Here is a 12,789-nt window from a genome sequence, read left to right on the forward strand (position 1 = left end):
GCCGACATCGAGGCCCAGCAGGACGACGGCGACGCCAAACTGACGGCGCACGTCCTGCTGGAGCAGATGGGTGGCCTCAGCGGCCTGATCTATTCGTCCCTGCCGGTCCTCGTTTTCGTCCCCGTCTCGAGCTTTTTCGGGCTGACCGCCGCGATCTACGCAGCGCTCGGCGTCGCCGCCCTGGTTCTCATCTGGCGGCTGGCGCGGCGCGAATCGGTGCAGCCGGCGGTGTCGGGCTTCATCGGCGTCGGGATCAGCGCGCTGATCGCCTACGTGATCGGCGCCTCGAAAGGCTATTTCCTGCTCGGCATCTGGTCATCGCTGATCTATGCCGCGGTGTTCGCGATCTCGATCCTCATCCGGCGCCCCCTGGTCGGCTACGGCTGGAGCTGGGTCACCGGACACGACCGCAGCTGGCGCGACGTCCGGCGGGCGGTGCTGGCGTTCGACATCGCGACCGCGGTGTGGGCGCTGGTGTTCGGGGCACGCTTCCTGGTCCAGAACCACCTGTACGGGCTGGACCAGACGGGTCTGCTCGGGGTGGCCCGGATCGCCATGGGCTGGCCGCTCACCGCGGTCGCCGCGCTGGCGTCCTACCTGGCGATCCGGACGGCCCAGAAGGCCATCCGCGACGCCGAACACCACGTCACCGAGGATTAGCCCGGATTCAGCACCTGGTTGCGCAGCTCCTGCTCGACCTCGGCCACCGCGACGAACAGCAGCTCGTCGCCACCCTCGAGCGGCTCGTCCGATTCGGGCACGATGACGCGCGGGCCGCGCAGGATGGTCACCAAAGTGGCGTCCCGGGGCAGTTGGAGGCGCTTGACGGCCTTGCCGCCCCACGGGGTGTCGTCGGGCAGCGTGATCTCGACCAGGTTGGCCTGGCCCTTGCGGAAGCTCATCAGCCGGACCAGGTCGCCCACCGACACGGCTTCTTCGACCAGCGACGCCAGCATGCGCGGCGTCGACACGGCGACGTCGACGCCCCAGCTGTCGTCGAACAGCCACTCGTTGCGCGGGTCGTTGACGCGGGCCACGACGCGCGGGACCGCGAACTCGGTCTTGGCGAGCAGGCTCACCACGACGTTGGCCTTGTCGTCGCCGGTGGCGGCGATGACGACGTCGAACTCATGCAGCTTGACGGACTCGAGCAGCGAGATCTCGCAGGCGTCGCCGAGGCGCCACTGCGCCGCGGGGACGGCGTCGACGTCGATGTGGTCCGGATTGCGTTCCAGCAGCGTCACCTCGTGGTGATCGACCAGTTCCCGCGCGATGGAGCGGCCGACGGCGCCGGCGCCCGCGATTGCGACCTTCATGTGCGCTCCTAGTGGCTTTCGACGTCGTCGCCGGGCGGCAGTGATGCGATGGCGATGGCTTCGGCGACACGGCCCGACACCGCGGCCATGTACACCTGATCGCCGGCCTGGATGACGGTCTTGGCGTCGGGCAGCACGCCGCTGCCGAACCGGATGAGGAACGCGACGCGGCCGCCGGTCGCGCCTTCCAGCGCGGTGACGCGGTAGCCGACCCAGTCCTCGTGCAGGGACAGTTCGGTGACGCCGACGTTGCCCGACGGATCGCGCCACTTGGTGGTCTCGGTCTCGCGGGTCAGCAGATTCAGCAACCGGTCGGTGGTCCACGGCACGGTCGCGATGGTCGGGATGCCCAGCCGCTCGTACACCGCCGCGCGCTTGGCGTCATAGATACGCGCCACGACGCGCTGCACACCGAACGTCTCGCGCGCGACGCGCGCCGAGATGATGTTCGAGTTGTCACCGGAGGACACCGCGGCGAAGGCACCGGCCTCTTCGATACCGGCCCGCTCCAGCACATCCCGGTCAAAACCCATGCCCAGCACGCGTTCTCCGGGAAATTCGGGGGACAGCCGGTGGAACGCCGTCTTGTCCCGGTCGATCACGGCGACCTCATGGCCGATGCGGGCCAATCCGTCCGCCAGCGATGCGCCAACGCGGCCGCAGCCCATCACGACTACTCGCACCAGCCGATCCTTTCTGGGCCGGAAGCCGGCCCTGAAGCGAATTTCATGCCTCAGCTCAGTCCGAACGCTACAACCCGGGCCCTTGGGGCTTACCCTTGGCTCTCGTGTCCAAGCTTTCGACCGCGACGCGCCGGTTGGTCCTCGGCCGACCCTTCCGAAGCGACAAGCTCGCCCACACGTTGCTGCCCAAACGTATCGCTCTTCCGGTGTTCGCGTCGGATGCGCTGTCGTCGGTGGCCTACGCGCCGGAGGAAATCTTCCTGGTGCTGTCGGTCGCCGGTCTGTCCGCCTATTCGATGGCGCCTTGGGTCGGTCTCGCGGTGGCCGCAGTCATGCTCATCGTGATCGCCAGTTACCGGCAGAACGTGCATGCCTATCCGTCCGGTGGCGGCGACTACGAGGTGGTCACGACCAACCTCGGGCACACCGCGGGGTTGACGGTGGCGAGCGCGCTGCTGGTCGACTACGTGCTGACGGTCGCGGTGTCGACGGCGTCCGCGATGTCCAACATCGGGTCGGCCGTACCGTTCATCGCCCAGAACAAGGTGTTGCTGTCGGTCCTGGCGATCCTGATCCTGGCGTCGCTGAACCTGCGCGGCATCCGGGAATCGGGTACTGCCTTCGCGATTCCCACCTACGCCTTCATGATCGGCATGTACATCATGTTGGCCTGGGGCTTCATCCAGATCTTCGTGCTGGGCCACCCGCTGCGGGCCGAGTCCGCCGGTTTCACCATCAAGTCCGAGCACGGCGACGTGCTGGGCTTCGCGATGGTCTTCCTCGTGGCCCGGGCGTTCTCGTCGGGCTGTGCCGCCCTCACGGGTGTGGAAGCCATCAGCAACGGCGTCCCGGCGTTCCAGAAGCCCAAGTCGCGCAACGCCGCAACGACGCTGCTGCTGCTCGGCGCCATCGCGGTGTCGTTGTTCATGGGCATCATCGTGCTGGCGAAGCAGATCGGCCTGAAGATGGCCGACAGCGTCGACCAGCTGGAGGGCGCGCCCGCCGACTACCACCAGAAGACGGTCGTCACCCAGCTGGCCGAGGCGGTGTTCCAGGGCTTCCCGGTGGGGCTCTATCTGATCGCCGGTGTCACGGCGCTGATCCTGGTGCTGGCCGCCAACACCGCGTTCAACGGTTTCCCGGTGCTGGGCTCGATCCTGGCGCAGGACCGCTACCTGCCGCGGCAGCTGCACACCCGCGGTGACCGGCTCGCGTTCTCCAACGGCATCCTGTTCCTCGCGTTCGCCGCCATCGCCTTCGTGGTGGCGTTCAACGCCGAGGTGACGGCGCTGATCCAGCTGTACATCGTCGGCGTGTTCGTGTCGTTCACGCTGAGCCAGATCGGCATGGTGCGGCACTGGAACCGGTTGCTGCGCACCGAGACCGAAGCGTCCGAGCGGCGCCGCATGCAGCGCGCGCGGGTCGTCAACACCATCGGATTCATCTGCACGGGCGCCGTGCTGCTGGTGGTCATCGTGACGAAGTTCCTGGCCGGCGCGTGGATCGCGATCCTGGCGATGAGCCTGCTGTTCGTCCTCATGAAGGCGATCCACAAGCACTACGACACCGTCGCCCAGGAGCTGCGCTCCCAATCGGGGCCGGACGAGGATGTCGTGCTGCCCAGCCGAAACCACGCCGTCGTGCTGGTGTCCAATCTGCACCTGCCGACGCTGCGGGCCCTGGCCTACGCGAAGGCGACCCGCCCGGATGTCCTGGAGGCCATCACCGTCAGCGTCGACGACGCCGAGACCCGCGAGCTGGTGCACAAGTGGGAAGACAGCGACGTGTCGGTACCGCTCAAGGTCATCGCCTCGCCGTACCGCGAGATCACCAGGCCCATCCTCGATTACGTCAAGCGCATCACGGCCGAGTCGAAGCGCACCGTCGTGACGGTGTTCATCCCGGAGTACGTGGTGGGCCACTGGTGGGAGCACATCCTGCACAACCAGAGCGCGCTGCGCCTCAAGGGCCGGCTGCTGTTCATCCCGAACGTGATGGTGACTTCCGTTCCGTGGCAGCTGAATTCGTCCGAACGCGTGAAGGTGACCATGACGCCGGGCTCGGCGCCCGGTGACACCCGACGGGGCATCATCGAGTGAGTGAAGTAACACTGACCGTGGGCCCGCCGGCCAACGGTGGCAGCTGCGTCGCGCGCCACGACGGCCGCGTGATCTTCGTCCGCCATGCCCTGCCGGGCGAGGTGGTGCGCGCCGAGGTGACATCCGAGCGCGGGTCGTACTGGCACGCCGACGCTGTCGAGGTGCTCGAGCCTTCGCCCGACCGGGTGGCATCACTGTGCGCGATCGCCGGTGCACAGGGATCCGGTTGCTGCGACCTGGCTTTCGTCGATCCCGCCGCGGCTCGGCGGCTCAAGGGCGAGGTGGTGGCCAATCAGCTGGCGCGCCTCGGCGGCTATGAGGCGGGCGACCTCGTCGCCGAAGAGGTCGGCACCGTCGGCCCGACCGGGTGGCGTACCCGGGTGCGCCTGGAGGTCGGCGCGGACGGCCGCGCCGGGTTCCACCGGTATCACAGCGACGAACTGGTGACCGACCTGTCGTGTGCCCAGGTGCCGGCCGGGATGTTGGACGATCTGCCGTTGCAACCGCCCGGCGCGCACCTGCATGTCGTGCTCGACGACGCCGGACACCGGCACGTCGTGCGGTCCGTTCCGCACGCCAAGAAGGGCGCGGGCAAGAACGCCAAACGCGGCCTGACCGAGGTGGTCTCGGGCGAGTACGAGGCCGTGCAGCGCGTCGGCGATCGGGAATGGCGCGTGCCCGTGACGGCGTTCTGGCAGTCCCATCGTGACGCCGCCACCACCTACAGTGCCCTGGTCACCGAGTGGGCGGAGCTGTCCGAGGGCCAGACGGCATGGGATTTGTACGGCGGCGCAGGCGTTTTCGCGGCGGCACTGGCCGGCGCGGTGGGGGAGTCGGGTCACGTGCTGACAGTCGACACGTCGCGCGGATCGGCGCGCGCGGCCCGGGCCGCGCTGGGCGACCTGGGCAGCGTCGAGGTGCTGACCGATTCGGTGCGCCGGGCGCTGGGCACCCAGCGGGTGGCGGCCGACGTCGCGGTGCTGGACCCGCCCCGGACCGGCGCCGGGCACGAGGTCATCGATCAGCTGGCCGCTGCAGGGGTGCCCCGCGTGATCCACATCGGTTGTGAGGCAGCCTCTTTCGCGCGCGACATCGGTCTCTACCGTGGACACGGTTACGAGGTGGCGAACCTGCGGGTTTTCGACTCGTTCCCGCTGACGCACCACGTCGAGTGTGTGGCGCTGCTGACGCGCTAGCGGTTTCGGAAGTAGAAGGGCTGCCTGATGGCCACCGTGGATGTGTCTGTGGAATGCGTCATTGCGCGGCCCCGCGGTGTCGTGGCCGCCTACGCCGCCGAACCCGACAACGCCCCACAGTGGTACGTCAACATCCGGTCTGCGAGTTGGGTCACCGCCCGACCGTTGGCGGTGGGGTCGCAATTCACCTTCACCGCCTCGTTTCTGCGCCGGACGCTGACGTACACCTACGAGGTCGTGGAGTTGGTTCCCGACCGCCGTCTCGTCATGCGCACCGCCGAAGGCCCATTCCCGATGGAAACCGTCTACGAGTGGACCGATGTCGACGCGCAGACCACGCGGATGCGGCTGCGCAATCGCGGTGCGCCGAGCGGTTTCTCGCGCCTCGTCGCGCCGCTGATGGCTCCGGCGATGAAGCGCGCCACCACCAATGACCTCAAGCGGTTGAAGACCATCCTCGAATCGGAGGTCACGTAGCGCAGCGACGCGGACCGCTGTCGGTGCTCGGCCCGGCTGCTAACTTAGCGGGCAGGTGTGCCGGGAAGCCTGGTCGGCGCCGTTCAACGCTGCCCAGGAGAGTCCCGATGACCAACCGCAACACGCGCCGGCGCCTGCTGACCCGGGGCAGCTGGCCCGAAGCCCAGCGGTTCACCGAAATCCTCCGCAAGGAGACCGTCGGCGGCATCCTGCTGTTGCTGGCGGCGGGCGTCGCCCTGGTGTGGGCCAATTCGCCTGCCGCGCACAGCTATCACGCACTGTCCGAATTCGCAGTCGGCCCGGACTCGTGGCATCTGCACCTGAGCCTGTCGGCCTGGGCGGCCGACGGGCTCCTGGCGATCTTCTTCTTCGTCGTCGGCGTCGAACTCAAACGCGAGTTCGTCGCGGGCGACCTGCGGGACCCGGCGCGTGCGGCGCTGCCCATCGCCGCCGCCGTCGGCGGCATGCTGGCGCCCGCTGCCATCTTCGTGGGCCTCAACCTGGCGCTGGGGCACCCCGAGAATCTGGACGGCTGGGCGGTGCCGATCGCGACGGACATCGCCTTCGCCCTCGCCGTGCTGGCCGTCATCTCCACGCACCTGCCGACCGCGCTGCGCACCTTCCTGCTGACGCTCGCCGTGGTCGACGACTTGCTGGCCATCATCGTCATCGCGTGCTTCTACACCGATCACCTCAATCCCACGGCGCTGGCGCTGGCCGTCATCCCCGGTGGGTTGTTCGTCGCGGCCGTGCAGCGTGGCATCCGGCACTGGTGGCTGCTGTTGCCGCTCGCGGTGGCGACCTGGGCGCTGGTGCACGCGAGCGGCATCCATGCCACGGTGGCCGGCGTGCTCCTCGGGTTCGGGGTACCCGTTCTGGGCAAGCACGCCTCGGCCGAGGCGTTCGAGCACGCGCTGCGGCCGCTGTCCGCCGGGGTGGCGGTGCCGGTCTTCGCGTTCTTCGCGGCGGGCGTCAGCGTCGGTGGCTGGCCCGGCCTGGTTGACGCGATCACCCATCCGGTGACCGGTGGCGTCCTGCTGGGGCTGGTGTTCGGCAAAGCCATCGGTGTGTTCAGCACCACATTCCTGCTGGCGCGATTCACCGGCGCCGAACTCGACGAGGGCCTGGGCTGGCTGGACGTCGCCGGGGTGGCGATGCTGGCCGGGATCGGCTTCACGGTCTCGCTGCTGATCGGTGAGCTGGCGTTCGGTACCGGCACGGCCACCGGCGCCGATGCCAAGATCGGCGTGCTCGCCGGTTCGGTGATCGCCGGGATGCTGGCCGCGGTCGTGCTGCTGTCGCGCAACGCCGCATACCGCCGCATCCACGAACGTGAGACCGCCGACGACGACGGCGACGGTGTGCCGGACATCTATCAGCCTTGACCGGCTCTACCCGGGGTGCGTGCGTAGACTGTCGGAATGCTTGAACAGGTCCGCGGCCCAGCTGATCTGGCGCACCTGTCGCAGCCTCAGCTGACGGAACTTGCCGCCGAGATCAGGAAATTCCTGGTGCACAAGGTGGCCGCCACCGGCGGGCATCTGGGCCCCAACCTGGGCGTCGTGGAGCTGACGCTCGCCCTGCACCGCGTCTTCGATTCGCCGCACGACCCGATCATCTTCGACACCGGTCACCAGGCCTATGTCCACAAGATGCTGACCGGCCGGTGCCCGGACTTCGAGACCCTGCGCATGAAGGGCGGCCTGTCCGGCTACCCGTGCCGCGCCGAGAGCGAACACGACTGGGTCGAGTCGAGCCACGCCAGCACCGCGCTGTCCTACGCCGACGGCCTGGCCAAGGCCTTCGAACTCTCCGGCTACCGGAACCGGCACGTCGTCGCCGTCGTCGGTGACGGCGCGCTCACCGGCGGTATGTGCTGGGAGGCGCTCAACAACATCGCGGCCGCCAACCGGCCCATCGTCATCGTCGTCAACGACAACGGGCGCAGCTACGCGCCGACCATCGGCGGCCTGGCCGACCACTTCGCGGCACTGCGCCTGCAGCCCGGCTACGAGAAGGCACTGGAGCGGGGCAAGCACGCGCTGCGCGGCGTGCCCGTCGTCGGCGAGTTCTGCTACCAGTGCGTGCACAGCATCAAGGCCGGCATCAAGGACGCGCTGGCACCGCAGGCGCTGTTCACCGATCTGGGGCTCAAGTACGTCGGGCCCATCGACGGGCACGACGAGCACGCCGTCGAGGCGGCGCTGCGGCATGCCCGCGGGTTCAACGCGCCGGTGATCGTGCACGTCGTCACCCGCAAGGGCATGGGTTACTCGCACGCGGAGAACGACGAAGCCGAGCAGATGCACTCGACCGGCATCATCGACCCGCACACCGGGCGGTCCACGGCCGAGTCGGTGCTGGGCTGGACGTCGGTGTTCTCCGAGGAGCTGATCAAGCAGGCCACCAAGCGGCGCGACATCGTCGCGATCACCGCGGCCATGCCGGGGCCGACGGGCCTGTCGGCGTTCCGGCAGCGTTTCCCGGACCGGTTCTTCGACGTCGGTATCGCCGAGCAGCACGCGATGACGTCGGCCGCGGGTCTGGCGATGGGCGGCATGCACCCCGTCGTCGCCATCTACTCGACATTCCTGAACCGGGCGTTCGACCAGATCATGATGGACGTGGCGCTGCACGAGCTGCCCGTCACCATGGTTCTCGACCGGGCCGGCATCACCGGCAACGACGGTGCCAGCCACAACGGCATGTGGGACATGTCGATGCTCGGCATCGTGCCCGGCATGCAGGTCGCCGCACCGCGCGATGCCGCCCGGCTGCGTGAGGAACTCGGCGAGGCGCTTGCGGTCTCTGACGGACCCACCGCGGTGCGGTTCCCGAAAGGCGCTGTCGGCGAAGATATTCCGGCCGTCCGCCGCCAGCACGGCGTCGACATCCTGACCGAGCCCGCCGACGGCCTGTCCGACGATGTGCTGCTGGTCGCCGTCGGCGCGTTCGCCCGCATGGCGCTCGTCGTCGCCGACCGGTTGCGCAAGCAGGGCATCGGTGTGACGGTCGTCGACCCCCGCTGGGTGCTGCCGGTCCCGGCGGCCATCGCCGACCTGGCCCGGGCCCACAAACTCGTTGTGACGCTTGAGGACAACGGTGTCGCCGGCGGCATCGGCTCTGCGGTGTCGGCGTCGCTGCGTCGCGCCGAGATCGACGTGCCATGCCGCGACGTCGGCGTGCCCCAGGAGTTCCAGGACCACGCCAGCCGCAGCGAGGTGCTGATGTCCATCGGCCTGACCGACCAGGACATCGCCCGCCAGGTCACCGGCTGGGTCGCCGCCCTCGGCAGCTCGGTCGACATCGCCTCCCAGTAGTAGCTCACTTCCCGCGAGCGGCCGTGTTTGTACACGGATTCGCGGTGTGTCGCGTGCATTTTGGGGCCGCTCGGCGGCGGTGAGGTAACGCATCTCACCGCCTCTGACGCAGCTGTTCTGGACTGGTCTTCTGCGACCTAGGCGACGCCACCCTCGGGCGCTGCGTTGGCTCGCACGGTGTTCAGTATCGACACGATGTTGTCGACATCAGCTTCCGTAAACACCTCTTCAGGGCCGGTCGGCGCCTTGTCGGTATAGGGGGAGTCGTAGAGTCGCGCGACGGCGACGACGCCCGTTGCGGTCAGTTCGGTGACGATGAGGTTGATGAACCGAATCTGGTCGGCAGTGAATCGCGATCCGTCGAGGTAGGCCCCGAATGCTTCTGTCGCTGCAGCTCGATCCAGGCCGACGAGCGATCGGACGAACAGTCCGAGCCCGTCCACTTTGGCCAAGTCGATGTCGGCGGGATCGCCCACACCGCTGTCAATCAGCATGCGCTCCAATGCGATCAGATCGTCGGGCGTGAGTGGCTTGTTACGGTGCAGGCGTTGCAGCGTGATGTGGTCCAGGTGGGACCTGAGGTACGCCCTGGCTTTCGCCTTGAACCGGTCCCAGTTGGTCCCCGGAGTGACGTTGGGTAGATCGACCAAGGTTGCTTCACTGAGTTCGTCCTGAAAGTCGGTGTATACAACGGTCTTCTGGGCGGGGTCCAGGAAGCGGACCAGTGCACGCACTCGCAGCCGGACGAGTTCGAGCATGGGCAGGGTGACGTCGACCCACCACTCGCCGGCGCAGATGTCGTCAAGGAGGGCCTGTTGCGCCGCGACCGACGGGATCGAGGTCTTGGTGAGCAGTCCTTCAGCGATTCCCTGAATTTTCGTCCGGATCCGTTCAGCCGCTACGGCATCGCCCTCGAGCTGTGCCAGTTGGCGGCGCAGGATCAACAGGTCGAACCGCTTGGCCTGTTCGTCGGTGTCCAGCTCCGAGGAGGGCAGGCCAGCGAGTTGAGCGGCGACGTCGCCTGCGGCTTCGTGCGTCAACGACGACCACGCGGGCCATTGTGCGTACTGTTCGACGAGTCTGCGGTGAGGCCGGACCAACACGTTGTCCATGTTCATGCCGACGACGATCTTGTGCAGGCTCCATGCGGTGTCGACGCGAAGCCCGCGTTCGGTTTCGGTGCCGTGACCCTCGGGCGGATTCGTCCCAGGGACAGCCGAATCCAGTGCTGTGACCAGTCCGACCCGAGTTTCGAAGAGTCGCTGATTCAACGATTTCTGTAGCGAACCCTCCGTGCCGGGCAGATCCTGGCTGAAGAACTCCAGGTTGCCGCAGCAGTCGAAGACGTAGAAGTTCTCCTTGTGCTGTCCAGGTCCGTACAGGTTGGGACGCAAGCGAGTTCCGCGGCCGATCATCTGCCAGAACTTGCTTTTGGATCGGATCTCTTTGAAGAAAACCAGATTCACCACGTCCGGCACGTCGATGCCGGTGTCGAGCATGTCGACCGAGATGGCGATGTGCGGGCCTTTATCGGTGACGGAGAAGTCATCGATGAGGCTCTGCGCGCGTTCGGTGCTGTGAGTGATGACGCGTGCAAACGTCCCGGCGTACTCGGGATACTGGATGTCGAAGCGTTCGGCGATGAACTGCGCGTGGGCCTGGTTCTTGGCGAAGATGATCGTCTTACCGAGGCGGTCGCCGCCGGCGACCTTGTGCCCCTGCGACATCAGCTGAGCCAGGATCTTGTCGACGGTGTCGGCGTTGAACCAGAAGCGTCCCAGCTCCTCTGCCGACATCGCGTCGGGAGTGTCATCGTCACCCCAGTCCAGGGAGTCCCATTCGTCCTTCTGCGCTTCGGTCAGTTCGTCGTACCGAATGCCTTGGCGCAGGAATTTGGTTCCCACCGAAATCCCCACGGCGGGAACAAGAAAACCTTCTTTGACGGCGTCATCCAAGCTGTAGGCATCGGTGGGCATACCGTCTTCGAGGTTGAATAGCCGGTAGGTGTTGTGGTCCACCTCGTCCTTGGGTGTCGCGGTGAGGCCGACCAACAGGGAGTCGAACCACTCGAAGATGGCACGATACTTCTGGTACACCGACCGGTGCGCCTCGTCGATGACGACCAGGTCGAAATAGCCAGGGCCAAAAGGGCGTAAGCCGTCGTCGACGGAATTGATCAGGTTCAGCATCGTGGAGTAGGTGCTGACGTACACCCGGCCGTCGGTGATCTTCTCGGTCACCAGGTTCACGGTGGTGGCGTTCGGCAGGTGTTCCTTGAATGCGCCGACGGCCTGGTTGACCAGCGCCGTCCGGTCGGCCAGGAACAGCACCCGCTTGACCCAGCCGGCCTCCATGAGCTGCTTGACGAGTGCGATGACGGTGCGAGTCTTGCCCGACCCCGTCGCCATCACCAGCAGTGCTTCGCGCTTGTGCGCGGTGAACTCCTCACCGACGCGGCGGATCGCGTGAATCTGGTAGTGGCGCTCGACGATCGCGGAGTCGATCTCGGCGCCAAGCAGCGGCTTACGGGACGCGCGCCGCGAAATCATCAGGGCCAGTTCGTCGGCCGTGAAGAAGCCCTGGACCTGACGGGGCGGGTAGCCGCCGGCGTCATCCCACATCCAGTGCTCATAGCCGTTCGTATAGAGGATGATCGGACGCCGGCCGGTCATTTGCTCTAGGCAGTCGGCGTACTGCTTGGCCTGTTCCTGGCCGACGTGCGGGCTCTTGCTGGTTCGCTTGGCTTCGACGACGGCGAGCGGCAGGCCGTCAGCACCCCACAGCACATAGTCGACGTAACCCATCCCGCCGCTGGGCATTCCCGTGACTTCGAACTCGCGGTCCCGCGGTTGGTCGAGGGCCCAACCGGCCTCGGCGAGATCGAGGTCGATGTACTCGGTGCGGGTCTGCGCTTCGTTGTAGTCGCGATCGTCGGGCTGCTGCTTCGCGGCCTGGGCGGCTTTGATTTGCTCACGCAGCGCTGCGATCTCGGCGTCTTTCGACGCGGCGAGCTCGTCTTTTTCTGCCAGGGCTTTGGCGTGTGCTTCGTCCTGTGCCTTGAACTTCGTGGCCAGCTGGGCGACCTCGTCACGGCTCAGGGGCGCGGCCTTCGCCGCCAGCTTGGGATCGAACGGCAGCTTGAGTGGCGCGGCCTTGGGATAGGCCGAGTGGTGGTAGACGGCCCACACCGTGACGTGGTGAAGTTCCCGCAGGACCGCGAGCGCGATGTTCGGCGCGATGGCGCGCCGTTCGTGCACCGCCGCGTTGCCGGCTTTGCGAATCAGGTTGAGCTTGTGAACGATTGCCGGCGGCACTTGGGTACTGAACGGACGTTCGTTGATCCGGGCGGCCAGGTCGTCCTTGTAGGGCAGCGGCAGATCCATCACGTCGTAAAGCAGGCCGACGAGTTGTTCGATGGCGCGCCGGCCGTAGATGCAGGCCGAGCGCGGATCGGAGGCCAGGTAGCTCTCGGCGCGGGCACAGTCGGATTGGATGTCGGGCCATTCAGCGGCACCGATGAATGCGAAATTGCTCATCCGCGCTCAGCCGGAATGTTCATTCACGAACATAGTCGGACTCACAGGGTCACTGTACTGGTAGTGAGCAACATGATCGTCAATTGAGCAATGATCAGAACCTGTGGATGAGCCTTGGTAGGGCGGCGTGAATGTGGGCGCGCCTTCCCGGGGATGATCACA

9 protein-coding genes are annotated in these 12,789 nt (G+C 66.9%); 6 read left to right on the forward strand and 3 right to left on the reverse strand.

What is annotated here, in order from left to right; translation table 11 throughout:
• The first annotated feature begins 66 nt into the window (after positions 1 to 66).
• Positions 67 to 660 carry a DUF3159 domain-containing protein gene (locus tag ACJH6H_RS20785; protein ID WP_406775696.1) on the forward strand — a complete coding sequence of 198 codons (594 nt, stop codon included), beginning with the start codon at positions 67 to 69 and terminating at the stop codon, positions 658 to 660.
• Here ACJH6H_RS20785 and ACJH6H_RS20790 read toward each other — a convergent pair.
• The gene (locus ACJH6H_RS20790; protein WP_020101827.1) at positions 657 to 1,316 is read right to left on the reverse strand and encodes a TrkA family potassium uptake protein; all 660 of its coding nucleotides are present in this window, start codon (positions 1,314 to 1,316) and stop codon (positions 657 to 659) included. The genes ACJH6H_RS20785 and ACJH6H_RS20790 overlap by 4 nt on opposite strands.
• Positions 1,317 to 1,324: 8 nt before the next feature.
• Positions 1,325 to 1,999: a TrkA family potassium uptake protein gene (locus ACJH6H_RS20795; RefSeq protein WP_081633431.1), complete on the reverse strand. Its 675-nt coding sequence runs from the start codon at positions 1,997 to 1,999 to the stop codon at positions 1,325 to 1,327.
• Between the two features lie 104 nt (positions 2,000 to 2,103).
• On the opposite strand from ACJH6H_RS20795, the gene ACJH6H_RS20800 reads away from it, so the two are divergent.
• The 5 genes from ACJH6H_RS20800 to dxs all read left to right on the forward strand — a co-directional run bounded on the left by ACJH6H_RS20800 (position 2,104) and on the right by dxs (position 9,091).
• Entirely contained in the window at positions 2,104 to 4,098 is a 1,995-nt protein-coding gene (locus tag ACJH6H_RS20800) for an APC family permease (RefSeq protein WP_212811699.1), read from the forward strand.
• A complete protein-coding gene (locus tag ACJH6H_RS20805) occupies positions 4,095 to 5,294 on the forward strand; it encodes a class I SAM-dependent RNA methyltransferase (RefSeq protein ID WP_406775691.1) in 1,200 nt (399 codons plus the stop codon). Before ACJH6H_RS20800 ends, ACJH6H_RS20805 begins: the two co-directional genes overlap by 4 nt.
• Before the next feature lie 27 nt (positions 5,295 to 5,321).
• A complete protein-coding gene (locus ACJH6H_RS20810; RefSeq protein ID WP_406775692.1) occupies positions 5,322 to 5,771 on the forward strand; it encodes an SRPBCC family protein in 450 nt (149 codons plus the stop codon).
• A gap of 107 nt (positions 5,772 to 5,878) precedes the next feature.
• The gene (gene nhaA / locus ACJH6H_RS20815) at positions 5,879 to 7,156 is read left to right on the forward strand and encodes a Na+/H+ antiporter NhaA (protein WP_406775693.1); all 1,278 of its coding nucleotides are present in this window, start codon (positions 5,879 to 5,881) and stop codon (positions 7,154 to 7,156) included.
• A 36-nt stretch (positions 7,157 to 7,192) separates the two neighbouring features.
• Positions 7,193 to 9,091 carry a 1-deoxy-D-xylulose-5-phosphate synthase gene (gene dxs / locus ACJH6H_RS20820; RefSeq protein WP_406775694.1) on the forward strand — a complete coding sequence of 633 codons (1,899 nt, stop codon included), beginning with the start codon at positions 7,193 to 7,195 and terminating at the stop codon, positions 9,089 to 9,091.
• A 137-nt stretch (positions 9,092 to 9,228) separates the two neighbouring features.
• On the opposite strand, the gene ACJH6H_RS20825 is transcribed toward dxs, so the two are convergent.
• Entirely contained in the window at positions 9,229 to 12,627 is a 3,399-nt protein-coding gene (locus tag ACJH6H_RS20825) for a DEAD/DEAH box helicase family protein (protein WP_406775695.1), read from the reverse strand.
• Positions 12,628 to 12,789: the final 162 nt, after the last annotated feature.

This window comes from Mycobacterium sp. SMC-21, assembly GCF_045310825.1.
Taxonomy (GTDB): Bacteria; Actinomycetota; Actinomycetes; order Mycobacteriales; family Mycobacteriaceae; genus Mycobacterium.

Coding starts and splice junctions, on each gene's coding strand:
- nhaA (WP_406775693.1), top strand. CDS start 5,879: ATGACCAACCGCAACACGCGCCGGCGCCTGCTGACCCGGGGCAGCTGG.
- ACJH6H_RS20810 (WP_406775692.1), top strand. CDS start 5,322: ATGGCCACCGTGGATGTGTCTGTGGAATGCGTCATTGCGCGGCCCCGC.
- ACJH6H_RS20790 (WP_020101827.1), bottom strand. CDS start 1,316: ATGAAGGTCGCAATCGCGGGCGCCGGCGCCGTCGGCCGCTCCATCGCG.
- ACJH6H_RS20785 (WP_406775696.1), top strand. CDS start 67: ATGGGTGGCCTCAGCGGCCTGATCTATTCGTCCCTGCCGGTCCTCGTT.
- ACJH6H_RS20825 (WP_406775695.1), bottom strand. CDS start 12,627: ATGAGCAATTTCGCATTCATCGGTGCCGCTGAATGGCCCGACATCCAA.
- dxs (WP_406775694.1), top strand. CDS start 7,193: ATGCTTGAACAGGTCCGCGGCCCAGCTGATCTGGCGCACCTGTCGCAG.